Here is a 26,137-nt window from a genome sequence, read left to right on the forward strand (position 1 = left end):
TATTCAGCCTTTTATGACGTTATGTGACTGCGAGAAGCGGTGATGCCCGCCATCAGCAATGGCATCAGTAACAAACCCATCAGCACGGCGGCGATCGAGAGCAAACTGAACATTCCCGACCAGCCGTAGCGTTCGATAACCTGCGACAGCGGCCACCCGGCTAGCGCGGCCCCCAGATAAGCGAACACGCCAAGAAAACCGGTAATCGACCCTGCAGCCTGTTTATGTCCACACTCCACGGCGGCAAGGCCAATGAGCATTTGCGGACCAAAGACAAAAAATCCCACCGTAAAAAAACACATCGCCAGCAGGGCGTAATGGTGGACCGGCGCCAGCCACAGGGCGGCCACCGACACCATCAACCCCAGCGTGAACAGCAAAATCATCGGCGCACGCTGACCACTGAACAGCAGATCCGATCCCCACCCGGCAAAGAGCGCCCCCAGCAGTCCGCCCACTTCAAAGAGCATCACCGTAGCGTTAGCGCTCAGCAGGTTTACCCCGTGGCTCTCTGCCAGCCAGATATTCCCCCAGTCGTTCAGGGCGATGCGGATGAGATACACCAGCACATACGACGCCCCGAGCAGCCAGATCATCGGGTTTTGCAGCATGGTGCTGCGTAACATCTGCCACAAACCCATCGGCGGGCTCTGCTGTTGCTGGCGTAACTCGAGCGGATCGTTACGCCATTCGCCGACCGTCGGCAGACCCTCTTCCTGCGGTGTGCCCCGCAGTTGTGTGGTCAGCCACAGGCCAAGCACGATGCTGATTATCCCCGGTGTCAGCATCGCCGCCTGCCAGCCCCACCAGTGGGCGGCAGCGGCACAAATCAGTGGAATAATTGCACCACCAATATTGATGGAGGTATTCCAGCATCCCCACCAGAAGCCGCGCTCATTGCGCGAGTACCAGTGGGTCAACAATCTGGCGCAGGGCGGCCATCCCCATCCCTGGAAGAAGCCGTTCAACGTCCAGATAAACAGCAGCAGCGGGAAGGCATCGCTAAAGGTGAACAACACGTTCAACACCCCTGTCGCCAGCAGCCCGATGCCCATAAATGCCCGCTGGCCGTGGCTGTCGTGCCAGAGTCCGGCGGCAAATTTCGACAGCCCGTAGCTCAGGTAGAAGAGCGAGCCAATCAGCCCGATATCACTCTTACTCAGCCCCAAATCCATCTGCAGCGCGGGTAACACATAGTTAAGGCTTTTACGCGTCAGGTAGAACGCGGCGTAGCCAATCACCATACACAGCAGCAGCCTGGGGCGAAGCGCCCGATAACGTTGTGAAACCTGTTCGGCAGACAGGACGTGCATGATCTTCTCCGTTTGAGCTGACTCTAGTTAAGCGCGACTGAAATGGGATGAGAGAAAGTCTGGAGTGACTAAGACTTTTTCCTGGTTAATGCGGTGTTTGTTGCAAATTTGTGGGCAGGTTAACAATTACGCGCGTCCCCGCGTGGGATTCCAGCGTCAAATCGCCACCCAGGGCAGAGACGCGCTCACGCATCCCCTGAATACCAAACCCTGCTGGCTGCTGTGAACCCATCCCGCTGCCGTTATCACGCACCTCAAGATGCAGCTGATCATGGCGCTGACAGAGCAAGATTGACACCTCGCTGGCGTCGGCGTGCTTGCTTACGTTATTCAGCAACTCTTGCAGCAGGCGGTAGAGGGTGAAAATGACGGTTTCACTCTGCGGCGGGGCGGGGAGCTGGTAGTCAAACCGGCAGGTGATGCCGCGCTCGGTAAAGGCAAACTCATTCACCAGATGATGTAGCGCCTCCTTCAGGGAGAGCTCATCCAGCACCGGTGGGCGGAGCTGGCGCAGTAGCTGACGGGTGGAGTGATGAATACGACGTGCCAGTTCGTTAATCTGACCGGCGGCTTCCACGGCCAGCGGCGTATCGCCCGCCCGTTTCACCAGCTGAGACTGGATCTGGATAGCGGTGATGTTCTGGCCAATCTCATCATGCAGTTCGCGCGCAAGGTGCTTGCGGGTATCTTCTTCAGTATGGATCAGCTTTTCTGTCAGCTCTCGCCGGGCCTGTAACTCCGCTTCCAGCCGACGGCGGTAGCGGTCAAGGTTCATCGCCAGATGCTGCTGGCGGCTGATGGCGATCCCCAGACCCATCCCCAGCAGAGACTGGGTGGCGAGGAAAATCTCTAGCTCCAGCAGATCGCTAAATCCGATCCCGACCTGGCGGGCAATGGTGATCATCATGCTGCCGAGTAACCCGGAGAGTACGCCACCCTGCCAGCCAAATTTCCACGCCATCACCACGTTGGGCAGGAATACCACAATTAGCAGTAACCGCTCCAGCGATGGGGAGAGCACCATCTGGGTGCCGATGCCGATAATGAAAAAGAGGCTGCACCAGATAATAAGGGACGTCCGCAGCGGCGGGTTGCTGGTATCCAGCCCCAGCAAATGATAGCGATGCTGCTGGCGCAAAAATTCAAACACCAGATAGACAAACGGAGTAAGCAACACCCCACCGGTAAACGAGGCCAGTAATAGCAGGGTAGCGGGGCTTTCCAGAAACGGTGACAACAGCAGGGTTTGCAGCTGGGCATTAACCGTTACGGCCGCAATCAGCATCGAGAGACGTTGCCAGTAGAGGGGAAACGCGTGCCAGTAGCGCTGGGCTAACCAGGCGCTGAGCAGGCCGGTTAGCGGCACCGCGAGCATGAGGTGGTGGGTAAGTAATTGCTCCTCGTGCAGCCACAACAGCGCCGCCAGCACGGGCAGGATCAGCGCCGGCCAGTAGCGGCGTGCGAGCAGAATCAGCAGGGCCAGATAAACGCCCTGTGGCAGAAAAAGCGCCGCCTGCTGGCCATTGTGGGTGAGGTAAAAACTGAGCGTCCATAGCATCAGCCAGCCGGTGCCCCAGGCCAGCATAATAAACAACGAAAGAATAAGATGTCGCAGGGGGCGCCGCATCAGTGGCCCGTGAGTAACTGGTTGTCGAGGGCAAAATGCACCAGCTCAATGGTGCTGTTGCACTGTAATTTGCCAAGCACGTTGGCGCGATGGACGTGTACGGTTTTGTGGCTCAGGGCCAGTTTAAAGGCAATCTCTTTGACGCTCTCGCCTTTGACCAGCAGCTCAAACACCTCCCGTTCGCGTGGGGTGAGCACGTTGAGCACGCTGGACGTCGGCTCGCCGCCGCGCAGCGCTTTTACTGCATCGGCACATAAATAGTGACCACCCATGCCGACGGAACGTACCGCCTGTACCAGCTCTTCCGGGCCACAGCGTTTGGTCAAATAGCCGCTGGCACCCGCATCAAGCGCGCTTTGAACAAACGCCGGCGTGTCATAGATGCTCAGAATAATGGCGCGAAACTGAGGGCGTAGCTGACGCAACCGCTTAAGCAGGCTCAGTCCGTTCTCATCGGGCATGGCGACATCCATCACGGCGACGTCAATCGCGTCCCGTGAGAGGGCCGGCCAGGCCTCAGCGGCGCTGCTGTATTGGCCTTCGACCACCAGATCATCTTCCAGATTTAATAGCTGGGCGAACCCGGAACGGACCACCACGTGATCGTCTACCAGCACGACTTTGATCATTTCAGCACCCATTGCACAAGAGTAACTCTATGATGCCCGTTGCCGCCGGGCTGGCAATGCTGTGGCTGCGGTTATGTAACGGATGTAACAGAATTGCAATAAAGCGTTCTGTCAGTTTTTAACTATCTTTTGCCGCTTTTTTTCTAAAAACGAATCGGAATGAGCGATGCGATTTTGTTCCTTTATGAAAATGACCTCGCCGGAAATACTGCTCCCATAACAACAAGGGGGACAGAGACTATGGCGATTTCATCGAGAATGACGTTACTCGGCGCGTTGGCGCTGTGGGCATTTCAGGCGCAGGCGGTGGATGTCACCGTCGCGTACCAAACCTCTGCCGAGCCGGCGAAAGTGGCCCAGGCGGATAACACCTTTGCCAAGGCGAGCGGCGCCAACGTGGACTGGCGCAAATTCGACAGCGGGGCTGCTATCGTGCGGGCGCTGGCTTCCGGCGATGTACAGATTGGTAACCTCGGCTCCAGCCCGCTGGCGGTGGCGGCCAGCCAGCAGGTACCAATTGAAGTTTTCCTGCTGGCGTCCCAGCTTGGCCAGTCTGAAGCGCTGGTCGTAAAGAAAAGTATCACGAAGCCCGCCGATCTTATCGGCAAGCGCATCGCCGTTCCCTTTATCTCCACCACCCATTACAGCCTGCTGGCAGCGCTCAAACACTGGGGCATCAAGCCGGGGCAGGTCCAAATTCTTAACCTGCAACCCCCGGCAATTATTGCCGCCTGGCAGCGCGGCGATATCGATGGTGCCTACGTCTGGGCACCTGCCGTAAATGAGCTGGAAAAAGAGGGTACCGTGCTCACCGACTCCGAAAAAGTAGGGCAGTGGGGGGCGCCAACGCTCGACGTATGGGTTGTGCGCAAAGACTTTGCTGAAAAACATCCCGAGGTCGTCAAAGCCTTTGCCAAAAGCGCCATCGACGCCCAGCAGCCCTACATTGCCAATCCGGATGAATGGCTGAAACAACCCGATAATCTGGAAAAACTCTCTCGTCTGAGCGGCGTACCGAAGGCGGACGTGCCGGGGCTGGTGAAGGGCAACACCTACCTGACCCCTGCCCAGCAGGCTCAGCAGCTGGCCGGGCCGGTGAATAAAGCGATTGTGGATACCGCAGGCTTCCTGAAAGAACAAGGCAAAGTGCCGGCGGTAGCGGCAGATTACAGCCAGTACGTTACCGACCGCTTTGTCAAATAAGGTTGCCCGCGATGCTGAATATTACCCATCTGTCTGCGGATTACGCTGGAAAGCCCGCACTGGAAGAGATCAATCTGACGCTCGACCGCGGTGAGCTGCTGGTCGTGTTGGGGCCGTCTGGCTGCGGTAAAACCACGCTGTTGAATCTGATTGCCGGGTTTCTTCCTTATCAGCATGGCAGCATCCAGCTGGAGGGAAAAAAGGTCCAGGGGCCAGGCGCGGAACGTGGCGTGGTGTTTCAGAACGAGGGGCTGTTGCCCTGGCGTAACGTGCAGGAGAACGTGGCCTTTGGCCTGCAGTTGGCGGGCCTTGGGCGTGAGCAACGCCTGACCGTTGCCCGGGAGATGCTAAAAAAAGTGGGGCTCGAAGGGGCGGAAAAACGCTATATCTGGCAGCTTTCTGGAGGCCAGCGCCAGCGGGTGGGGATTGCCCGCGCGCTGGCGGCGAATCCGCAGCTTCTGCTGCTGGATGAGCCCTTTGGGGCGCTCGACGCCTTCACCCGTGAACAGATGCAAACCCTGCTGCTGCGTCTGTGGCATGAGACCGGAAAACAGGTGCTGTTGATTACGCACGATATTGAAGAAGCGATATTTATGGCCACGGAACTGGTGTTGTTATCGCCCGGGCCTGGACGCGTGCAGGAGCGCTTGTCGCTCGACTTTGCCCGTCGCTACGTGGCGGGTGAGCCGGTGCGCAGTATCAAATCCGATCCGCAGTTTATCGAGCAGCGCGAATATGTGCTGAGTCGCGTGTTTGAACAACGGGAGGCATTCTCGTGAGCATTGTCTTCGGTGAAAAAACGCGGCGCTCGCGCTTCGCATTACGCTGGCCCTTCTCCCGTCAAATCACGTTGAGCGTGAGTACGCTGGTGGCGCTGCTGGCCGTGTGGTGGGCCGTTGCGGCCCAGCAGTGGATCAGCCCGCTCTTTCTCCCCCCGCCGGGTCAGGTGCTGGAAAAACTGATCAGCATCGCTGGCCCACAAGGCTTTATGGACGCCACGCTCTGGCAGCACTTAGGGGCCAGCCTGGCGCGTATTCTGGTGGCGCTGCTGGCGGCAGTGGTCGTCGGCATCCCGGTGGGGATCGCGATGGGGTTAAGCCCAACGCTGCGCGGCATTCTGGATCCGCTGATAGAGCTTTACCGGCCGGTGCCGCCGCTGGCCTATCTGCCGCTGATGGTTATCTGGTTTGGGATCGGTGAAACCTCAAAAATCTTGCTGATCTATCTGGCAATTTTTGCTCCTGTGGCGATGTCTGCCCTGGCGGGGGTGAAAAGTGCTCAGCAGGTGCGGATTCGTGCCGCGCAGTCGCTTGGCGCCAGCCGCGTGCAGGTGCTGCTTTTTGTGATTTTGCCCGGTGCTTTGCCGGAAATTTTAACCGGGCTGCGTATTGGTCTTGGCGTGGGCTGGTCGACGCTGGTGGCGGCCGAGCTTATCGCCGCCACGCGTGGGTTGGGATTTATGGTGCAGTCGGCAGGAGAGTTCCTGGCGACTGACGTGGTGCTGGCAGGTATTGCGGTGATTGCCGTGATTGCCTTCGGATTAGAACTGGGATTGCGCGCGTTACAGCGTCGTCTGACGCCCTGGCATGGAGAGATTCAATGAGTGAACGTCTGACCATTACCCCGCTGGGGCCGTACATTGGCGCGCAAGTCTCGGGCCTGGATGTCAGCCGCCCGCTGAGCGATAACCAGTTTGAGCAGCTGTACCATGCGGTGCTGCGCCATCAGGTGGTCTTCCTGCGCGAGCAGGCCATCACGCCACAGCAGCAGCGTGCGCTGGCACTGCGTTTTGGCGATCTGCATATCCACCCTGTCTATCCCCATGCGGAAGGGGTGGAGGAGATAATTGTGCTGGATACCCATAACAATAACCCGCCGGATAATGACAACTGGCACACCGATGTGACCTTTATCGATACGCCACCTGCCGGGGCGATTCTGGCGGCGAAACAGTTACCCGAAACGGGCGGAGACACGCTGTGGGCCAGCGGTATTGCGGCCTTTGAGGCGTTATCGGCACCCTTCCAGACGCTACTGAGCGGACTGCGAGCGGAGCACGATTTTAAGAAATCGTTCCAGGAGTATAAGTACCGTAAGACCGAAGAGGAGCACCAGCGCTGGCAAGAGGCGGTGGCGAAGCATCCTCCGCTGCTGCATCCGGTGGTGCGTACCCATCCGGTGACGGGCAAACAGGCGCTGTTTGTGAACGAAGGGTTTACCACCCGTATTGTGGACGTCACCGAAAAAGAGAGCGAGGCGCTGTTACATTTCCTCTTCGCGCATATTACCAAACCGGAGTTTCAGGTGCGCTGGCGCTGGCAGGAGAACGATCTGGCGATCTGGGATAACCGCGTGACGCAGCACTATGCCAATGCGGATTACCTGCCGCAGCGCCGGATTATGCAGCGAGCGACAATTTTGGGGGATAAGCCGTTTTATCGTGCGAGCTGATTCCCTTTACCATCTCCTCGCCCCTTTGGGGCGAGGAGATGGGGTAGTACGGTGTTCAGCTTTTCCCTTTTAGGGTGAGGGAGGTAAATGCGCCTCAATATACCGCTGATAGCGGTTCGCCTTCAGATAACACAAATCCACCAGCACCAGTCCATCAACGCAGTTGTTGAAGGCCGGATCGCTGCCAAAATCGATAAATTGCACGCCGCCGGGTTCGCACAGTTCAGAGTACTGTTTATAGAGCGGCGGAATGCCGCAGCCCATATTACCCAGCAGTGATTTCAGCCGGGTCAGGTCATCAACATAATCTACCCCACCAAACTGCGCCAGCACGTCAGGCAGCGACGCGGGATAAGGCTGGCGAGAGGCCGCCAACGGGTGGCTCGCCGGGAACCAGAGGCGGTAAAAGGCCACCAGTAAATCCCGGGCATCGGGCGGTAGTCCCCCTGAAATAGAGACCGGGCCAAACAGATAACGATACTGCGGATAGCGAGCCAGCCAGGCGCCAATACCAGACCAGAGATAATCCAGCCCGCGACGCCCCCAGTAGCGTGGCTGAATGAAGCTGCGTCCCAGCTCAATGCCATGCGCCAGCACCTCTTCCATTTTGTCGTCGTACTGGAACAGGCTGTAGCTGTACAGCCCCTCCACGCCACGTTTTTCGACCTGAGCGGCCGTGGGCATAAAGCGGTAGGCGCCAACGATCTCCAGCTCCTCTTCATCCCACAGGATCAGGTGCAGGTAGTCATCGTCATAGCTGTCGGTATCGCGTCGTCTGCCGCTACCTTCGCCCACGGCCCGGAACGAAATTTCCCGCAAACGCCCCAGTTCGCGCAGAAGCGGGGCCTCTTCCTGCCCGTTGCGTTGCCATAAATAGATGATTTTCCCGTCGCCGGTTTTCCCGAGACACTCCGCCAGCGCCAGCTCTCGTTTGAGCAGCGCCCGATCTTCGGGGCGGGCAATCGCAGAGACAGTTTTAAAGATACCGGGCAGTCCTTTCCCCAGGCGTATTACGTGCCGGCGGCACTGCTCTGCCATCTCACGGGGCGATAAGGGGGGGCTAAACCAGCTGTGCCAGGTAATCTGCTCGCCGATCTTTATCGGTAACGTGCTGTGGCGACGGCGGAACATTTGCTGCATCAATAACAGCAGGGGAAGGGTAGGGGAGATCAGCGTGGTGGCGTAAAACAGCAGGCTGTTATGTGCCTGAATGTGCACCGGCAGCAAGGGGGCCCGAAGTTTACCGGCGAGTTTAATAAAGCCGGAATGCCACTTTTTATCGCGGATCCCTTTGCGGGTGGGGCGCGACACCTCGCCCGCCGGGAAGAAGATAAGCACACCGGCGTTTTGCAGATGCTGTTCCATCTGTATCAACGACGTTTTCGCCGTTTTACCGCCCAGGTTATCCACCGGGATAAACAGCGAACTTAACGGCTCAAGGTGCGTCAGCATACGATTGGTTACCACTTTGACATCGCGGCGAACGCGCGAGACGGCGTACATGAGCGCCAGCCCGTCGAGAGTCCCTGTGGGGTGATTTGCCATGATGACCAGCGGGCCGTGTTCGGGGATTTGTTCGAGATCGCGGGCGGAGACGGTGCAATGAATATCCAGGTGCTCCAGAACCTGCTCCACCATATCGAGTCCTTTCAGGTGGCGGTGAGTAGCGGCGAACTGCTGAAACTCTTCTTCATAAAATAGCTTTTTTAACAGGCTTTTTTGCCAGGGCGCAGGCCTCGCCTGAGGCCAAAGGTCATCGAGAACGCTGTCGAGACTAAACATGGTGGCTTCTCCTCCTGTCCTGCCGAGACAGTAGTAGGGCCAGATGTCGTTTCTATTGCAGATTAGTGAAGATTCGTGCGGGGAGGTTCAGGCCGGGCAGGGCAAAGCCGCTACCCGGTCGAGTGGGGAATTAGCGCAGAATTTTCTTCTCAGCCAGATCCAGCGCGAAGTAGCTGAAGATCAGATCCGCGCCCGCGCGTTTGATCGCGCCCAGGCTCTCCAGGATCACTTTCTCTTCGTCAATGGCGCCCGCCTGTGCGGCGAATTTGATCATCGCGTATTCACCGCTCACCTGATAAGCACCTAATGGCAGCTCGGTACGCTCGCGGATGTCGCGCAGAATATCCAGATAGGCCCCCGCCGGCTTCACCATCAGGCAGTCGGCACCCTGAGCTTCGTCGAGAAGGGATTCACGGATCGCTTCGCGGCGGTTCAGCGGGTTCATCTGATAAGTTTTGCGGTCGCCTTTCAGCGCAGTTCCTGCGGCTTCACGGAACGGGCCGTAGAAAGAGGAGGCAAATTTAGTGGAGTAGGACATGATGGCGGTGTCGGTAAAACCCGCTGCATCCAGCGCCTGGCGAATCGCCTGCACCTGGCCATCCATTGCCGCCGATGGCGCGATGAAATCAGCCCCTGCGGCAGCGGCGACAACCGCCTGTTTGCCGAGATTAAGCAGAGTGGTGTCATTGTCTACGCCGTGATCGCACAGCACGCCGCAGTGGCCGTGAGAGGTATATTCGCAGAAGCAGGTATCGGACATGACGATCATCTCCGGCACGGCCTCTTTGCAGATCCGGGACATGCGGGCGACGAGGCCATCCTCTTTCCACGCATCGCTGCCGGTGGCATCGGTGTGATGGGAGATACCAAAGGTCATCACCGAGCGGATCCCGGCGTTGGCGATACGCTCGATCTCACGTGCCAGATGCTTTTCCGGAATGCGCATCACGCCCGGCATAGCATCAATGGCTTTGTAGTCATCGATCTCTTCTTCAACAAAAATCGGCAACACCAGATCGTTTAAGCTCAGTGTTGTCTCTTCAAACATAGCGCGCAGTGCGGGTGACTTGCGCAGGCGACGGGGACGTGCAATTAAATCGGTCATGGTATGCCTGACGTTTGCGAAAATAAGGAGCACCAGTTTACCTGAACTGCTGCCGGACTGTTTTACTAAAGTTGTCGTTTAGCCTTAAGCCCCGGATCGGTACGGTACCCGCGGGTTTATGAACCTGATTAATGTCAGGAAATAAGTAGGGCAATAATATCGTCATCCTCAAAAGTGTTTTCTTGATGTTATTTCTTATCTAACGCCTTGTGATTAACGGGCAATTTATCTTTCATGTTTCATTTTAATATTCATGATAATTGTTTGTTTCGCTTTGTTGATTTATTTTTCTGATCTTTCGTTTTTTGCGCTGTATCTTTTGTTTTAATATAAGATATTGTTTTTAAATTATTTTTTAATTTATTTTTGTCGATTAAAAAGTGTTTATTAATTCTGTCTGTTTTCGGACATAATTCATCGATTCATTGAACCATTTTGTTTTGAGGCGGCATAATTCATTGCGCAATTTATTTGCTGTGTATTTATGGACAAACTTGCTTACGTCCCTGAGGAGGGATGACCCAATGCAAAAATGGAAAAAGAAACTTGTTGTATCTCAAATTGCATTAGCCTGCACGATGGCTATCGCTTCTCAGGCAAATGCAAAAGATATTTCTGGTACAACCTATAATACCTTTGGCTACGATGGTACCGCCGCCTCTACGCTGTATAACGGTTACACTGACTGGCGCAATGCCAGTGCCACGGTTGATGGCGATATCTATCCGGTTATCAACAAATCTGTCGTAAACGGGGTGATCTCTGGTTACTACCTTGATGATGCAGTCGGCGGTAAAAGCAACTCGCTCTCCATCAGCAACAGTACCATTAATGGTATGGTCACCTCTGAATGTATCACCACGGAGTGTGCGGGCGGCGTGAATCGCGACGGTTCTACCCACTACCAGTACGACCGCTTCGCATTGACGGTGAATAATACCACCATTAACGACACCTATGAGCATTACGCCTACGACGTGGTAACAGGCGGCACCACCACCACCAACTACTGGGATACCTACGCGCTCGGCAATGCTATCAGTCTGGATGTTGAGTCTGATATCGTTATCGAAAACAACTCCCGCATCGCGGGTATAACCCTGACTCAGGGTTATAACTACCCGGATAATACCCCTTACGACAACACCGTTGGCATCGAAAACAGCGCGCATGTCTTCAATAACACCCTCAAAGTGACCGATTCTGCTGTCACATCCGGTGCCTACAGCGACCTGGGAACCACCGGTTTTTATGGTCAGTCAGCGAAGCCGAGCGACTACGGCAATCCGGGTGCCACCTCACAGGATGATGCTGCGCTCATCGTTGCGGCTGGCGCGGCAGATAACGCCATGCAGACGGTGGCAAGCTTTGACCACTCGACCCTGACAGGCGATGTGTTGTTCTCCAGCACCTTTGATAATAACTTCTTTGTCAATGGTGACCCGGCGACCGATACCACTGCCGACGGTGTTTACAACCCAACCACCAATGGCTGGGACGGTACCGATAAACTGGATCTGACCTTAACCAATGGCAGCAAGTGGGTCGGTGCGGCGACCTCCAGCGTGGAGATGATCGCCCCGTCTCAGATGTATGGTCTGGGGTATAGCAGCGTTGATTTGACTACCCTGTTACCAAACAGCATCTGGCCTGATTCAACCTTCAACAGTAACAACCATCTGGTGGGTACCCAGGTTTATCAGAGTGGTATTTTCAACGTTACACTGGATAACGGTTCAGAGTGGGACACGCGTAAAGAGTCGAACATCGATGCGTTGACCGTGAAGAACCATTCTCAGGTTAATGTCGAAAACTCCGGCCTGCTGGCCGACAGCATTACGCTGACTAACGCCTCTACCCTGAATATCGGTGATGCTGGTAGTGTGGCAACTAACAGCTTGAACCTCGACAGCAGCAGCCAGGCAACCCTGACTCAGGAGCTTGCCGACCTGTATGCGAACACCATCACCGTCGATAACCGTTCTGAGCTGGCGCTGGGTCTGGGCCAGGTTGATACCCATAAACTGGTGCTGACCGACGGCGGCGTGCTGAACGTTGCCAGCCGCGATTATGTGTTCAATTCCGATCTGAACAACGCGCGTTACATCACTAATGACAGCACGAAGAGTGGGTACGATTACGGTGTGATTGCCATCAACGCAGATGGTCATCTGGCCGTTAATGGTGAAACCTCAGGTAACTACAAAGTGCGTCTTGATAACGCGACCGGTAAAGGCGGCGTTGCAGATTATCGCAACAAAGAACTTATCCGTGTTTATGATAACAACGCTGATACCCGCGTTTCCTTCACGGCGGCTAACCGCGCCGATCTGGGTGCATATACCTACCAGGCACAGCAGAAGGGCGATACTGTTGTTCTGAATCAGGAACGCTTAACGGATTACGCCAATATAGCGCTGAGCATTCCTTCTGCGAATACCAATATCTGGAATCTGCAGCAGGATACCGTAGGCACCCGCCTGACCAATGGGCGTCATGGCCTGACGGATCAGGGCGGCGCCTGGGTTAGCTTCTTTGGCGGTAACGTCGATGGCGACAACGATGTCATCAAGTACGATCAGGACGTGAGCGGTATCATGGTGGGTGTAGATACCCAGATTGATGGCAATAGCGCGAAATGGACCGTCGGTGCAGCTGCAGCCTTCGCTAAAGGCGACATGAATGACCGTTCAGGTCAGGTGGATCAGGATAGCCAGACGGCGATGATCTACTCCGCTGCTAAATTTGCCAACGATATGTTCCTCGATGGCAGCATGAGCTATACCCGCTTCAACAATGATCTGAGCGCGACCATGAGCAACGGCGAGTACGTTGACGGCAGCACGAATACCGATGCCTGGGGCTTTGGCCTGAAGCTTGGTTACGACTGGATGCCGAACGACGCAGGCTACTTAACGCCATATGCCGCGGTTTCTGGCCTGTTCCAGTCGGGTGATGACTATCGTCTAAGCAATGACCTGCAGGTGGGTTCGCAGTCTTATAACAGCATGCGTTATGAACTCGGTTTAGATGCGGGTTACACCTTCGGTTACGGTGACGATCAGGCGTTAACGCCATACTTCAAACTGGCTTATGTCTATGACGATGCCAGCGAGAATGCTGATGTTAACGGCGATAGCATTGATAACGGCGTGAAAGGCTCTGCGGTACGTGCAGGTCTGGGAACGCAGTTCAGCTTCACCAAAAACTTCAGCGCTTATACTGACGCCACCTACCTGGGCGGCGGCGACGTTGAGCAGAACTGGGGTGCTAACCTGGGTGTGAGATACACCTGGTAGTCGTTGTAAAATGGGGAGGCTTTGCCTCCCCATTGTATTTTCAAGGATGATTTGAGGTCTGCATGAACCGTTACGCAAAGCCGGTTCCTGAATTCTCCCGGCTTGAAAAGTGCCTTTTTGACCATAGCAAAACGTTCAAACTGGCAGGACAACACTCTGTATTTGGGGAAGTCTTCGAAGAGGAGCAGTTTGCGTTATTGCTGCAAACCGGCACGCTGGCAATTCATCGGCAGCAAGATGACTTGTTGATGGAAATAGTGACCGCACCCTATATCTTTGGCATTAATGCCGGAATGATGGGCTGTAGTACCGAATACAAACTTATCACCCATTCACCCTGCACGGGTTTTTACCTTCCAGCGGCCACGGCCCGCACCCTCATACAACAAGCCGGCCTGTGGCGGGAGGCCTTTTGCTGGCTCTCCTGGCATCATCGGGTCATGGAAATACGCGATAAACAGCTAGTAGGAAACAACTCCTATAGCCAGATCCGCTCGACACTGCTGGATATGGCCCAGTGGGATGAGACGCTGCGTATGCGCGTGGGGGTAATGAATTACATCCAGCGACGCACGCGGATTTCGCGCTCTGTGGTAGCCGAGGTGCTGGCCGCGTTGCGTCAGGGGAATTACATCAATATGGTTCGGGGTAAACTGGTCAGTATCAACCGTTTACCCGCAGAGTATTAACGCGATCAGGAAGCAGGAACAACCTGAGCTTTGTTGTCACTGAGTTCCGTGACCAGTTTATTAATACCATCGCTCATGTTGACGAAACGGGTATTGGGGGAGCGAGTAACAACCACAAAGGCGCCAACGTTCGATTGTGGGATCATCGCCATATAGGTAATAAAGCCACCGCCGCCGCCTGTTTTCTGAATAATTCCCGGATGTCCGTTCTTTGGCGCCATATACACCCAGCCCAGACCCAGCGCGTCCGCTTTGCCCGGTACATCCATGCCAATGACGCGCTGGAACTGGCTGCGCTGATATATCAGCGTCTGCATCCGGTCAGCCTGAGTGCTGCGTGAATAGAAATCGGAAGAGAGGAACTGCTGCATCCAGCGCATCATATCGCCGGGTGTGGAATAGACACCGCCGCTGCCAATGGCTGCCAGCGTGTTGTTACATGGGCTGGCCCCTTTCTCTGCCACCATCAGGCGTTTGCACTGATCCGGTGAGGGGGTAAAGGTGGTGTCTTTCATGCCCAACGGGCGCGTAATCTGCTCTTCAAACAGCTGGGTATAAGGTTTACCCGAGGCGGTAGCCAGGGCATCAGCCAGTAAATCGAATGCCAGGTTTGAGTAGGCTGCCTGGGAGCCCGGCGTGGTTTTCAGGTTCGCGGTGCTCAGATAGTTCCAGCGCTGTTCGCGGGTTGGCCAGACGAAGACCGGCCGATGCGCCGCACCGCCCGGTTGTTCACGCGGCAGGGCGCTGGTGTGCGTCGCCAGATTAACCAGGGTGATAGGGGTGCCCTGATAGGTTGGCACCCGTGCACCCGGTGGCGCATATTTGCTCAGCGGGTCGTTAAGCTTCACGACCCCCTGATCGAGTAATTTCACCAGCATCTCGCTGGTCATTAATTTGGTTAAGGACGCAATACGAACCACGGAGTCCAGCTGCGGATGAATATTATTGCCTGGACGCGTTTCGCCAAAGCTCCGAAACACGCGCTGATTACCATCAATAACAACCAGTGCCATACCGGTTGCGCCGCTGCCGTAATAGATCAGGTTTGCGTAACGGTCGGCAATATCAGAGGCAAGTGCCGGGGTGGTCAGCGGTTGGGCAGCCTGAACCGTCGAAAGGCTCACCGCACACAGCGCGGCAATAGATAGCAGACAAGATTTCAACGAAAAGCATCCATAAGAGAAATGAAGATAATTAAGCGTATTTATACTACTAACGTGCCCGGTGCAATGGGCTGAATAGCCTAACGATAGCGGGAAAAACGTAACCGCGAGTAAATAAAAACAATTTCATTACGTGCCATCTCCCATTTTGTGACATCGGGCTTATGATAGACCCCTACGTAGCTCAGCGACCCGGAGAAGGTGATGTCAGAAAAGCGTGTGGTGATGGTTGTCGATATGCAGCAAGGTGTTTTTGCGACCCCTCGTATTCAGCGCGAACAATGCGTTTCACGTATCAATCAGTTAACCCAGGCCGCCGATACGGTCATTTTTATCCAGCATACCGAAGCCGGTGGGCTGGAAGAGGGGAGCGAGGGGTTTGCGTTGTTACCTGAACTGCACCAGCCGGAAGGGGCGCACTACGTGACCAAAACGGCGTGCGATGCGTTTTACCGCACCTCGCTCGCCGCGTTATTAAGCGAACTGGATATTCATCATTTTGTGCTTTGCGGCTGTGCTACCGACTACTGCGTGGATACTACCCTTAAAAATGGCGTTAGCCGGGGATACCATATCACCGTCGCCGGTGATGCGCACACCACCGCCCACCGTCCTGCCGCCCGGGCAGAAACGCTGATAAACCACTATAACGATGTCTGGCGCGATCTGATTGCTCCCGGCAATCCGCCGGGTGTGAAACTCACCGAAACAATTCTCGCCCACTGGAAAGCGAACCAATAATTACCCGTCAGGTCTGATTTTTTTGCACCGGCCGGAGACCGGCTGGTGGATGCAATGTCGTGTGGTGATGTGTTGAACACAGCAACAGCCATAATTACAAGAAGGAAGTTTTATGTTTAAGTCATTTTTCCCAAAGCCGGGGCCCTTTTTCCTCTCGGCATTTATATGGGGCCTTATCGCCGTTATTTTCTGGCAGGCCGGGGGCGGCGCCTGGCTTGAGCGCCTTATTGGTGCCTCCGGCGACGTACCCCTTAGTGCCGCACGTTTCTGGGCGCGTAGCTATCTGTTGTTCTACGCCTATTACGCCCTCTGCGTTGGGCTGTTTGCCCTTTTTTGGTTTACCTTTTCACCCCATCGCTGGCAGTACTGGTCCGTGCTGGGAACGGCATTAATTATTTTTGTCACCTGGTTTTTGGTGGAAGTCGGGGTCGCGGTCAACGCCTGGTATGCTCCCTTCTATGATCTGATCCAGAAGGCTCTCAGTTCCCCGCACAAGGTCTCTATCGACCAGTTTTATCATGAAGTAGGGGTCTTCCTCGGCATCGCGCTGATCGCCGTGATCATTGGCGTGATGAATAACTTCTTTGTTAGCCACTATGTGTTCCGCTGGCGTACCGCCATGAACGAGCACTATATGGCCCACTGGCAGCAGTTACGTCATATCGAAGGTGCCGCCCAGCGTGTGCAAGAAGACACGATGCGTTTCGCCTCTACGCTGGAGGATATGGGGGTGAGCTTTCTCAACGCCATCATGACCCTGATCGCTTTCCTGCCGGTGCTGGTTACCCTGTCGGCTCACGTGCCGGATCTGCCCATTATCGGCCATGTCCCGTACGGTCTGGTGATCGCCGCGATTATCTGGTCGCTGATGGGCACCGGTTTACTGGCGGTGGTGGGGATCAAACTGCCGGGGCTGGAGTTCAAAAACCAGCGCGTTGAAGCCGCCTACCGTAAAGAGCTGGTTTACGGTGAAGATGACGCTAACCGGGCCTCGCCGCCTACTGTGCGTCAGCTGTTTAGCGCGGTACGTCAAAACTATTTCCGCCTCTATTTCCACTACATGTACTTCAACATTGCGCGCATTCTCTATCTGCAGGTCGATAACGTATTCGGCTTATTCCTGCTGTTCCCGTCGATCGTTGCCGGTACCATTACCCTCGGTCTGATGACTCAGATCACCAACGTCTTCGGCCAGGTTAGGGGCTCGTTCCAGTATCTCATCAGCTCCTGGACTACGCTGGTAGAGTTGATGTCTATCTATAAACGTTTACGCAGCTTTGAACGCGAGCTGGATAACCAGCCACTGCAGGAAGTGACCAACACGTTAAGCTAATACAGGGAGTCGTTATGCCTTTTGCCGTATCACGCGCCTTACCGTTATCGCTCCTTGCCGCCCTGGTGCTGGCAGGCTGTGCTGAGCAAGGTGCAGCCCCGCTTAAAAAGGGCGAGAAACCCGTCGATGTCGCGAGCGTGGTGCGGCAGAAAATGCCCGCCAGCGTGAAAGATCGCGACCAGTGGGCCAGCGCGCTGGCAAAGACCTTCGATAGCCAGAAGATAGCCCCGACCGAAGAGAATATCTGTTCGGTACTGGCGGTAGCGCAGCAGGAGTCAATGTATCAATCCGACCCTAAGGTGCCCGGGCTGAACAAGATCGCCTGGAAGGAGATCGACCGACGGGCAGAATCGATGCATATACCGGCGTTTCTGGTCCATACCGCCCTCAAAATCACCTCTCCTGATGGCAAGAGTTATAGCGAGCGGCTGGACACGGTGAAAACCGAGAAGCAGTTGAGTGAAATCTTCGACGATATGATCAGCATGGTGCCGATGGGGCAAAAGCTCTTCGGCTCGCTTAACCCGGTACATACCGGCGGGCCGATGCAGGTCAGTATCGCCTTTGCCGAGAAACACACCGACGGTTACCCGTGGAAGTATGACGGTACCGTGCGTCAGGAGGTCTTTTCCCTGCGCGGAGGTTTGTGGTTTGGGACTTATCATCTGCTCAATTACCCTGCCAGCTACAGTGCGCCGCTGTACCGCTTTGCCGACTTCAATGCAGGCTGGTACGCGAGCCGTAACGCGGCATTTCAGAATGCCGTCAGCCGCGCCAGCGGTGTGAAGCTGGCGCTGGATGGCGATTTAATTGCTTATGGTAGCCGCACGGCGGGCAAAACCGAGATGGCGGTTCGCAAGCTGGCCGGGAAGCTGGATATGAGCGAGAGCGAGATTCGACACCAGCTGGAGAAGAGTGATAGCCAGAGCTTCGAGAAAACGAAACTTTATCAGCAAGTTTATGCGTTAGCGGAGCAGAAGAGTGGAAAGACGTTGCCGCGAGAGATGTTGCCAGGCATTCAGCTTGAGAGCCCGAAGATCACGCGCAACCTGACCACAGCCTGGTTTGCGAAGCGTGTCGACGATCGTCGGGCTCGCTGTATGGCAATGAATTAGTGGTAGCGACGCCAGCGGTTAACTAGCGCGACAACACCCAGGATGACGCAGCCCACCAGGAAGGGAATCAGTCCAAAGATGGTTCCCACGCCCAGTCCGATTTCAACGCGCGGGCGGCCGCTGTCCTCTACCTGCATCAAATGTTCATAGACGCCAGGTGCATGCACCAACATGTTCAAAAACTGCGAACCCGCCCAGAAGCAGAACAGTACAAACAGGGCATAGGCGATATTACCTGACGTGGAGGTTTTCGGGTGTTTACCATTAAAGATCGGCTTCGACATAGTAAAGTCTGCCATAAAGACCTCCGTATAGTTCGTTCTGGCCATACACCAGTGATATAAGCGAAGTTTGACAGGTCATCGCATTTGTCAATATCGGAATCGTGGTAATTTGCAGCATGGATTTCTCCTGGATCGCCGATTTCTGCACCAACTCACAATTTCGTAACCTTAAGTTAAATTCATTAACATTTAAGAATTTCCGTATTGGACACAGACCTGACGCGGAAACTATGCGAGGATGTTTTTTTTATTCAGGAGCGACCATGAAACTGCCTGCCAAAATTCGCCGTGACTGGCATTACTACGCCTTTGCCATTGGGCTGATCTTTATTCTTAATGGGGTTGTGGGGTTACTGGGATTTGAAGCGAAGGGTTGGCAAACCTATGCGGTAGGTCTGGTGACATGGGTCATTAGCTTCTGGCTGGCAGGATTGATTATTCGCCGTCGCCCGGAAGAGCCGACGGCGAATAATGTCGATTAACCGTTTACCGTAATATTTAGCGCGCTATCGGCGGCATGCTGCTCCAGCGCCAGCTCAATCAGGCGGGTAATCAGCTCTGGATAGCTGATGCCGCTCGCCTGCCACAATTTCGGGTACATGCTGATATTGGTAAAGCCAGGCAAAGTGTTAATTTCATTGATGATGACGTCATTTTTAGCGGTTAAAAAGACATCGACCCTGGCCATTCCACGACAGCCCAGCGCCTGATAAGCCTCAATCGCGATGGCCCGGATGCGGTCGTTTACCGCCGAGTCCAGGGCTGCCGGCACGACGACCTGTGCGCCTTTGTCATCAATGTATTTGGTGTCATACGAATAGAAATCGCTGTTCAGTACCACTTCGCCACAGGTACTGGCCTGGGGGAAGTCATTGCCCAGCACCGCACACTCGATTTCACGTCCTTTGATACCCTGTTCAACCACCACTTTATGGTCAAAGGTAAATGCCAGACGTACGGCCTCGTTGAATTGCGCCTCGCTGCTGACTTTACTCACCCCAACGGACGACCCCTGATTTGCCGGCTTCACAAAGAGCGGCAGGCCAAGCTCTGCCTGTAGAGCGCTAAAGCTGTGTTTGTCGCGATTGGCGCGGGTGAGGGTAACGAAAGGCGCTACGTTCAGACCGGCGTCGCGCAACAGACGTTTGGTGACATCTTTATCCATGCAGGCGGCGGAACCCAGTACGTCGGAGCCGACAAACGGCAGGTTTGCCATGCGCAGCATGCCCTGCAGCGACCCATCTTCGCCCAGCGTACCGTGCACGATCGGGAAGATGACGTCGAGTTGCAGAAGGGCCTGAGCGTTGCTGGCGTTAATCAGTTGATACTGTGCCACGCCCGGCACAACCGCGACGCTCATGTCAGAAGGATTCAGGGCGATGTGTGCCGGATCGTCAGCATTAAGCAGGTAACTGTTGGCGTCATTAACATGCCACTGTCCCTGCTTATCGATACCCAGCAGCACAACGTCGAACCGGCTCTTATCAATCGCATTGACGATGTTTTTGGCCGATTGCAGCGACACTTCGTGTTCTGCTGATTTTCCCCCAAATACAATACCCACACGCAGCTTTGCCATTACTCTCACTCATCCAGTCTGACTCAAAACCCATACCTTACCACGATGCCCGGCGGGATTCGCCGCCTTCTGCCATAATGTTTTAGCAAGCAACGGAGGGGGAAAGTGCGAGGAAAAGGTCTAATTATCTGTCTTGTTATTATCGGCGCGGCAGCGGTGGGGTATCGCTGGTTGCCGTCTTATTACAACCCTTTTGCGCCTCTCTCGCTTGACGATCCTCCCGGGAAAATCACCCAGTTTAAGCTGCGGCGACTCACGCCCGAGCACTGCGAAACCTTGCTCAGCCAGGCGAACGATTCAAAGCTGATCCGTACCCAGACGGTTGCCGACAGTGGGGGCGAGTGTCCCCTGGTGGATGTGGTGCGGGTGCGTGACTTTGGCCGCGTAGGGCTGAGCAGCAGTTTCCTGGCCAGTTGTCCCCTGGCGCTCAGTGCTGCCCTCTATATTCACCAGCAGGCACAACCGCTGACACAGCGCATGATGGGGAGCCGCCTGACCCGCGTTGACCATTTTGGCAGCTTTGCTTGCCGAAATATCTATCATCGACAGGATGCGCGACGCAGCGAGCATGCCAGCGCCCAGGCGCTCGATATTAGCGGCTTTCAGCTGGCGGACGGGCAGAAGATTACGGTGCTGCAAGGCTGGAAAAACGCCCGAACGCAGCCCTGGTTAAAGGCGATGCTTAGCGCCAGCTGCGGCTATTTTGGTAATGGGCTTGGGCCAGAGTACAACAAGGCGCATGCTAACCATTTTCATCTGGGTATGCGGGGATATGGTTACTGCCCGTAAGCATAAACCCACCGCTAAAAGAGGATAGAGTGTGATTTGTTTCACATTTTTGATGACTGGGAAGATAAAACACTAAAATTCATCCCGACAGCATCAGCTGCGCTTTGTGATGAGGCGTAACTTGCTAATCTATGAGCGAATTCGCTCAAAATAATGAATGTGTCGCGCTATGGAATCCTGGAAGGTTAACCTTATATCGGTCTGGTTCGGTTGTTTCTTCACCGGGCTTGCCATCAGTCAGATCTTACCTTTTCTGCCGCTGTATGTGTCTCAGCTGGGGGTCTCCTCCCACGAGGCGCTTTCGATGTGGTCCGGGCTTACCTTCAGCGTGACGTTTCTGGTCTCTGCCATCGTCTCGCCTATGTGGGGAAGCCTTGCCGATCGCAAAGGGCGGAAGCTTATGCTGCTGCGTGCCTCCCTGGGAATGGCCATTGCTATTCTGTTGCAGGCCTTCGCCTCCAACGTCTGGCAGCTTTTTCTGCTACGAGCGCTGATGGGGCTGACCTCCGGTTATATTCCTAACGCCATGGCGCTGGTGGCGTCGCAGGTACCACGCGAACGCAGCGGCTGGGCGTTGAGTACGCTCTCAACGGCGCAAATTAGCGGCGTAATTGGCGGGCCACTGATGGGCGGTTTCCTGGCCGATCACGTAGGGCTGCGGGCGGTCTTTATTATTACCGCTATCCTGCTGATGGTCAGTTTTCTGGTCACGCTGTTTCTTATTAAAGAGGGGGCGCGTCCCACCGTTAGTAAAGCGCAGCGCCTGAGCGGGAAAGCGGTCTTTGCCTCACTGCCTTATCCGGGGCTGATGATCGCTCTCTTCGTCACCACGATGGTGATCCAGCTCTGTAACGGCTCGGTGGGGCCTATTCTGGCGCTGTTTATCAAATCGATGGAGCCAGACAGCAACAATATCGCTTTTCTGAGCGGCATGATTGCCGCCGTACCGGGTGTTTCTGCCCTTATCGCTGCACCGCGACTGGGCAAGCTGGGCGACCGTATCGGCACCGCACGCATTTTAATGGCGACGCTGGTGGTGGCCGTGGTGCTCTTCTTCGCAATGTCGTTTGTCACCACCCCATTCCAGCTTGGTGTGTTGCGCTTTTTACTGGGCTTTGCCGACGGCGCGATGTTGCCAGCCGTACAGACCCTGCTGGTTAAATACTCCAGCGACCAGGTGACCGGACGCATCTTCGGCTATAACCAGTCTTTCATGTATCTCGGTAACGTTGCCGGGCCGCTGATTGGGGCGTCGGTTTCGGCTATGGCAGGATTCCGTTGGGTCTTTGCTGCCACGGCGGTAGTGGTGTTGCTGAATATTCTGTATCTGGCGGTGGTATTACGCCGGCGCCGTCAGCAGGAGGCTAATAGAAGCGTCGGTAACAGAAGATAACGCTGCTGTATTATATATTCTTATACTTAAACCTGACGGTAATAACTAAAATGGCTTTCTGTTTTTTTAATGACGCAAAGCAATTCAAGCTTTGGCGCTAATATAAAAACGTTTCGCTGAACCTGGATCGCATTTATTTAAAATAATGGATTTTATTTGTCTAAAGATAATACTTTTCCCTCTTTGCAACCCCCATCCTTAGTGCTAAGTTCAGAGCAAATCTGATAAGGAAATAGCACGATGAAAAATCTCATTGCTGAGTTGTTAGTGAAGCTCGCCCAAAAGGAAGAAGAGTCAAAAGAACTGGTAGCCCAGGTTGAAGCGCTGGAAATTGTCGTCACCGCGTTATTACGCCAGATGGCTCAGTCCGATCAGCAGGCGTTGATCCGAAGCGTTGAAGGGGCGCTGGATGCGGTACGGCCAGATTCACTGGTGCCGGAGCAGGATAGCGAAATGCTACAACAATACGTAAAGAAGCTGTTGCGGCACCCGCGGAGCTGATTGGTTTGCGTATCTAAAACGCTGTCATCGATCTGTCACGTCGGTTGCCTATAGTCGCTCTGTTTTATTTTTTATGTATTTTTACATGGAGAAAATAAGTGAAACAGAGCGCACTTGCTATTGCATTACTTCCCCTGATGTTCACTCCTACAATTTATGCAGAAACGGTAACATCATTCCCCGTTCTTGAAAATCGCGCAGCTCAGGGTGATATCACCCAGCCCGGCGGTGCGCGTCGCTTGTCGGAAGACCAGACCGCCGCATTGCGCGCCTCCTTAAATGATAAGCCAGCAAAGAATATTATCCTGCTGATTGGCGACGGAATGGGTGATTCAGAAATTACTGCTGCACGAAATTATGCTGAAGGCGCGGGCGGATATTTTAAAGGGATTGATTCGCTGCCGCTTACCGGCCAGTACACCCACTATGCGCTGGATAAAAAAACCGGTAAGCCGGATTACGTCACGGATTCCGCCGCGTCTGCCACGGCCTGGTCAACCGGCGTAAAAACCTATAACGGCGCGCTGGGCGTGGATATTCACGAAAAAGATCACCAAACCATTCTCGAAATGGCAAAAGCGGCAGGCCTCATGACGGGTAACGTCTCGACGGCGGAATTGCAGGACGCGACCCCGGCGGCTCTGGTGGCGCATGTGACGTCACGTAAATGCTACGGCCCGAGCGTCACCACCGAAAAATGCGCTACCAATGCGCTGGAAAAAGGCGGTAAAGGCTCTATTACGGAGCAGCTGTTAAACGCCCGTGCCGACGTCACGCTTGGCGGTGGCGCCAAAACCTTTATGGAGACCGCAACCAGCGGTGAATGGCAGGGCAAAACTCTGCGCGAACAGGCCCAGGCGCGCGGCTATCAGCTGGTTAACGATGCGGCCTCACTGGCGGCCATTACCGAAGCCAACCAGGATAAACCGCTGCTGGGCCTCTTCTCCGAGGGCAATATGCCTGTGCGCTGGGAAGGGCCGAAAGCCAGCTATCACGGTAATCTCGATAAGCCTGCCGTCACCTGTGCGCCTAACCAGAAACGCAATGAAAGCGTACCGACACTGGCAGCGATGACCGAAAAAGCGATCGCGCTGCTGGATAAGAGCGAAAAAGGGTTCTTCCTGCAGGTTGAAGGTGCATCCATCGACAAGCAGGATCACGCCGCTAACCCTTGCGGCCAGATTGGCGAAACCGTCGATCTGGATGAAGCCGTGCAGAAAGCGATGGCCTTCGCGAAGAAAGATGGCAATACGCTGGTGATCGTGACGGCTGACCACGCTCACTCCAGCCAGATTGTGGCGCCGGATACCAAAGCTCCGGGTCTGACCCAGGCGCTGAACACCAAAGATGGCGCCGTGATGGCCATTAGCTATGGCAACTCCGAAGAGGAGTCGATGGAACATACCGGTAGCCAGCTGCGCATTGCTGCCTATGGTCCACATGCCGCAAACGTGGTGGGACTGACGGATCAGACCGATCTCTTCTACACCATGAAAGCGGCTCTGGGTATGAAGTAAAACGAGCGCCCGGCGGGAATCTTCTCTGCCGGGTGGTTTTTTTACCGCAAACGACCAGACTTAATGTGATCATTCACAGAAGGATAGTGCTATGAAAATCACATTACTTGTTACTTTGATCTTCGGCCTGTTTTTCATCGCCACGGTGGGTGCGCAAGAGAAGCCCCTCACGCCGCAACAGCAACGTATGACCACCTGCAACCAGCAGGCGACGGCTGATGCGTTGAAAGGCGATGCGCGAAAAACTTACATGAGCGACTGCCTCAAAAATGGAGCCTCGAAACCGGGCGAAAAGAGCCTGACGCCACAGCAGCAAAAGATGCGTGAATGTAACGTTAAGGCGACAGAGCAGTCTCTTAAAGGCGATGACCGTAATAAGTTTATGAGTGCCTGTCTGAAGAAACCTGTCTAGTGCTAACGGGTGAGCGGGCTTCCCGGCTCACCCAAAATCTCATACTCCCCCGTTGGACCCCCTCTCTATAATTTGGGAAATTGTTTCAGAATGTTCCCAAAAGATAATGAATGACGAAAACTTTTACCAGAAAGGGCTGACGCGCGAAGAGTGGGATTATCCTTTTCCCTCGGATGACCATCATCGTTCCGGCATACGCTTCGCCCGGCGGGTTCGCCTGCCGCGGATGGCTGGCCTTGCGACGATGTTTTTCCCCATTGCTGGCGTTCTGGTGACGCAACCTGTGGCCGGCGGCTGGTGGCTGCTGCTGGTTGGCTGGGCGTTCGTCTGGCCACATCTCGCGTGGCAGTTGGCGTCACGCTCTGCCGATCCTCACAGCAATGAACTCTATAACCTGAAGGCTGACGCCATTATTGCCGGGATCTGGATTGGCCTGATGGGCGTTAATGCGTTTCCTACCGCTGCGCTATTGATGATGACCAGCATGAACATGATGGGGGCTGGCGGGCTACGGCTGTTTACTGCTGGCACGCTGCTGACGACCCTTGCCGCCCTGGCGACACTGCAGATGGCCAGCATTCCCCCCCTCTTTGTGAGCTCAGCGCTGCAGGGGTGGCTCACGCTACCGGTGTTAATTTTCTATCCGGTGCTCTTTGCGTGGGTCAGTTACCAGACCGCAATCCGGCTGGCGGAACACAAGCGACGGCTGGAATTAATGAGTACCCGCGACGGCATGACGGGCGTCTTTAACCGGCGGCACTGGGAAGACCTGCTGCGCAATGAGTTTGATAGCTGCCGCCGTCATCACCGTGACGCCACCATGCTCCTTATCGATATTGACCATTTCAAAACCATCAACGACACCTGGGGGCATGATATTGGCGATGAAGCCATTATCGCCATTACGCACCAGCTACAACTCACGCTGCGCGGAAGCGATATCATAGGCCGGTTTGGCGGGGACGAATTTGCGGTGATCATGAGTAACACCGCGGCGGAAAGCGCTATCGCCGCGATGTCGCGAGTCCATGAGCGGCTGGCGCAGCTAAGCCTGCCGGGCGCACCGCTGGTGAAGCTCTGTATTAGCGTAGGGGTGGCACCGCTCACGCCGCCGATGGGGCACTATCGTGAGTGGCTAAAGGCGGCAGATGTTGCCCTGTACAAAGCGAAGAACGCCGGACGAAACCGCACCGAAGTGGCGGCCTGACGCCC

General features: G+C 55.0%; 24 protein-coding genes. 16 read left to right on the plus strand and 8 right to left on the minus strand.

The window, feature by feature from the left end; translation table 11 throughout:
- Nucleotides 1–11 precede the first annotated feature (11 nt).
- The 3 genes from uhpC to WFN75_RS00320 all read right to left on the minus strand — a co-directional run bounded on the left by uhpC (nucleotide 12) and on the right by WFN75_RS00320 (nucleotide 3,569).
- Nucleotides 12–1,313, minus strand: a complete 1,302-nt coding sequence (gene uhpC, locus WFN75_RS00310) for an MFS transporter family glucose-6-phosphate receptor UhpC (RefSeq protein ID WP_040076990.1) — start codon at nucleotides 1,311–1,313, stop codon at nucleotides 12–14.
- An 85-nt stretch (nucleotides 1,314–1,398) separates the two neighbouring features.
- Nucleotides 1,399–2,940, minus strand: a complete 1,542-nt coding sequence (locus tag WFN75_RS00315; protein WP_336995416.1) for an MASE1 domain-containing sensor histidine kinase — start codon at nucleotides 2,938–2,940, stop codon at nucleotides 1,399–1,401.
- On the minus strand, nucleotides 2,940–3,569 hold the full coding sequence (locus WFN75_RS00320; RefSeq protein WP_040076988.1) for a response regulator transcription factor: 630 nt from the start codon (nucleotides 3,567–3,569) through the stop codon (nucleotides 2,940–2,942). The genes WFN75_RS00315 and WFN75_RS00320 overlap by 1 nt, the downstream gene beginning before the upstream one ends.
- Nucleotides 3,570–3,809: 240 nt before the next feature.
- Between WFN75_RS00320 and tauA the strand changes: the two genes are divergently transcribed.
- The 4 genes from tauA to tauD are packed head-to-tail and all read left to right on the plus strand — an operon-like array spanning nucleotide 3,810 to nucleotide 7,223.
- Nucleotides 3,810–4,772, plus strand: coding sequence for a taurine ABC transporter substrate-binding protein (tauA, locus tag WFN75_RS00325; protein WP_336995417.1), 963 nt, complete (start codon nucleotides 3,810–3,812; stop codon nucleotides 4,770–4,772).
- A gap of 11 nt (nucleotides 4,773–4,783) precedes the next feature.
- Nucleotides 4,784–5,551 carry a taurine ABC transporter ATP-binding subunit gene (gene tauB / locus WFN75_RS00330; protein ID WP_046884495.1) on the plus strand — a complete coding sequence of 256 codons (768 nt, stop codon included), beginning with the start codon at nucleotides 4,784–4,786 and terminating at the stop codon, nucleotides 5,549–5,551.
- Entirely contained in the window at nucleotides 5,548–6,375 is an 828-nt protein-coding gene (tauC, locus tag WFN75_RS00335; protein WP_207293074.1) for a taurine ABC transporter permease TauC, read from the plus strand. Before tauB ends, tauC begins: the two co-directional genes overlap by 4 nt.
- The gene (gene tauD, locus WFN75_RS00340; protein WP_207293075.1) at nucleotides 6,372–7,223 is read left to right on the plus strand and encodes a taurine dioxygenase; all 852 of its coding nucleotides are present in this window, start codon (nucleotides 6,372–6,374) and stop codon (nucleotides 7,221–7,223) included. Before tauC ends, tauD begins: the two co-directional genes overlap by 4 nt.
- A gap of 69 nt (nucleotides 7,224–7,292) precedes the next feature.
- Here tauD and WFN75_RS00345 read toward each other — a convergent pair whose 3' ends face one another.
- Both WFN75_RS00345 and hemB read right to left on the minus strand, forming a co-directional pair.
- A complete protein-coding gene (locus tag WFN75_RS00345) occupies nucleotides 7,293–9,005 on the minus strand; it encodes a lysophospholipid acyltransferase family protein (protein WP_336995418.1) in 1,713 nt (570 codons plus the stop codon).
- 130 nt (nucleotides 9,006–9,135) lie between these two features.
- Nucleotides 9,136–10,110 carry a porphobilinogen synthase gene (gene hemB / locus WFN75_RS00350; protein WP_336995419.1) on the minus strand — a complete coding sequence of 325 codons (975 nt, stop codon included), beginning with the start codon at nucleotides 10,108–10,110 and terminating at the stop codon, nucleotides 9,136–9,138.
- A 524-nt stretch (nucleotides 10,111–10,634) separates the two neighbouring features.
- Here hemB and WFN75_RS00355 point away from each other — a divergent pair.
- Nucleotides 10,635–13,409, plus strand: a complete 2,775-nt coding sequence (locus WFN75_RS00355; RefSeq protein ID WP_336995420.1) for an autotransporter outer membrane beta-barrel domain-containing protein — start codon at nucleotides 10,635–10,637, stop codon at nucleotides 13,407–13,409.
- 62 nt (nucleotides 13,410–13,471) lie between these two features.
- Complete coding sequence (locus WFN75_RS00360) at nucleotides 13,472–14,098, plus strand: helix-turn-helix domain-containing protein (protein WP_040076984.1); 627 nt, start codon at nucleotides 13,472–13,474, stop codon at nucleotides 14,096–14,098.
- Nucleotides 14,099–14,103: 5 nt separating this feature from the next.
- Here WFN75_RS00360 and ampH read toward each other — a convergent pair whose 3' ends face one another.
- Entirely contained in the window at nucleotides 14,104–15,261 is a 1,158-nt protein-coding gene (ampH, locus tag WFN75_RS00365) for a D-alanyl-D-alanine-carboxypeptidase/endopeptidase AmpH (protein WP_040076983.1), read from the minus strand.
- Between the two features lie 204 nt (nucleotides 15,262–15,465).
- Here ampH and WFN75_RS00370 point away from each other — a divergent pair, with 204 nt between their 5' ends.
- The 3 genes from WFN75_RS00370 (at nucleotide 15,466) to WFN75_RS00380 (ending at nucleotide 18,450) form a co-directional block, all read left to right on the plus strand.
- Nucleotides 15,466–16,002 carry an isochorismatase family protein gene (locus tag WFN75_RS00370; RefSeq protein ID WP_336995421.1) on the plus strand — a complete coding sequence of 179 codons (537 nt, stop codon included), beginning with the start codon at nucleotides 15,466–15,468 and terminating at the stop codon, nucleotides 16,000–16,002.
- Between the two features lie 112 nt (nucleotides 16,003–16,114).
- Nucleotides 16,115–17,335, plus strand: a complete 1,221-nt coding sequence (sbmA, locus tag WFN75_RS00375) for a peptide antibiotic transporter SbmA (RefSeq protein WP_040076981.1) — start codon at nucleotides 16,115–16,117, stop codon at nucleotides 17,333–17,335.
- 14 nt (nucleotides 17,336–17,349) lie between these two features.
- The gene (locus WFN75_RS00380; protein WP_207293083.1) at nucleotides 17,350–18,450 is read left to right on the plus strand and encodes a DUF1615 domain-containing protein; all 1,101 of its coding nucleotides are present in this window, start codon (nucleotides 17,350–17,352) and stop codon (nucleotides 18,448–18,450) included.
- On the opposite strand, the gene WFN75_RS00385 is transcribed toward WFN75_RS00380, so the two are convergent.
- On the minus strand, nucleotides 18,447–18,749 hold the full coding sequence (locus WFN75_RS00385) for a YaiY family protein (RefSeq protein ID WP_040076979.1): 303 nt from the start codon (nucleotides 18,747–18,749) through the stop codon (nucleotides 18,447–18,449). The genes WFN75_RS00380 and WFN75_RS00385 overlap by 4 nt on opposite strands.
- A 248-nt stretch (nucleotides 18,750–18,997) precedes the next feature.
- On the opposite strand from WFN75_RS00385, the gene WFN75_RS00390 reads away from it, so the two are divergent.
- On the plus strand, nucleotides 18,998–19,216 hold the full coding sequence (locus tag WFN75_RS00390; protein ID WP_040076978.1) for a DUF2754 domain-containing protein: 219 nt from the start codon (nucleotides 18,998–19,000) through the stop codon (nucleotides 19,214–19,216).
- On the opposite strand, the gene ddlA is transcribed toward WFN75_RS00390, so the two are convergent.
- Complete coding sequence (gene ddlA, locus WFN75_RS00395) at nucleotides 19,213–20,313, minus strand: D-alanine--D-alanine ligase (protein WP_336995422.1); 1,101 nt, start codon at nucleotides 20,311–20,313, stop codon at nucleotides 19,213–19,215. The genes WFN75_RS00390 and ddlA overlap by 4 nt on opposite strands.
- A gap of 105 nt (nucleotides 20,314–20,418) precedes the next feature.
- Between ddlA and WFN75_RS00400 the strand changes: the two genes are divergently transcribed.
- From WFN75_RS00400 to adrA, 6 genes are all read left to right on the plus strand, one after another.
- Entirely contained in the window at nucleotides 20,419–21,102 is a 684-nt protein-coding gene (locus WFN75_RS00400) for an extensin-like domain-containing protein (protein ID WP_336995423.1), read from the plus strand.
- 169 nt (nucleotides 21,103–21,271) lie between these two features.
- A complete protein-coding gene (locus tag WFN75_RS00405; protein WP_207293085.1) occupies nucleotides 21,272–22,495 on the plus strand; it encodes a multidrug efflux MFS transporter in 1,224 nt (407 codons plus the stop codon).
- Nucleotides 22,496–22,735: 240 nt separating this feature from the next.
- Nucleotides 22,736–22,996 carry an anti-adapter protein IraP gene (iraP, locus tag WFN75_RS00410; RefSeq protein ID WP_040076973.1) on the plus strand — a complete coding sequence of 87 codons (261 nt, stop codon included), beginning with the start codon at nucleotides 22,736–22,738 and terminating at the stop codon, nucleotides 22,994–22,996.
- A gap of 98 nt (nucleotides 22,997–23,094) precedes the next feature.
- Entirely contained in the window at nucleotides 23,095–24,513 is a 1,419-nt protein-coding gene (gene phoA, locus WFN75_RS00415) for an alkaline phosphatase (RefSeq protein WP_336995424.1), read from the plus strand.
- Nucleotides 24,514–24,604: 91 nt separating this feature from the next.
- The gene (gene psiF / locus WFN75_RS00420; RefSeq protein WP_336995425.1) at nucleotides 24,605–24,925 is read left to right on the plus strand and encodes a phosphate starvation-inducible protein PsiF; all 321 of its coding nucleotides are present in this window, start codon (nucleotides 24,605–24,607) and stop codon (nucleotides 24,923–24,925) included.
- A gap of 106 nt (nucleotides 24,926–25,031) precedes the next feature.
- Nucleotides 25,032–26,132 carry a diguanylate cyclase AdrA gene (gene adrA / locus WFN75_RS00425; protein ID WP_212477060.1) on the plus strand — a complete coding sequence of 367 codons (1,101 nt, stop codon included), beginning with the start codon at nucleotides 25,032–25,034 and terminating at the stop codon, nucleotides 26,130–26,132.
- Nucleotides 26,133–26,137 lie beyond the last annotated feature (5 nt).

Origin of the sequence: Leclercia sp. UBA7405, from assembly GCF_037152215.1 — a bacterium.
GTDB classification, from domain to species: Bacteria; Pseudomonadota; Gammaproteobacteria; order Enterobacterales; family Enterobacteriaceae; genus Enterobacter; species Enterobacter pneumoniae.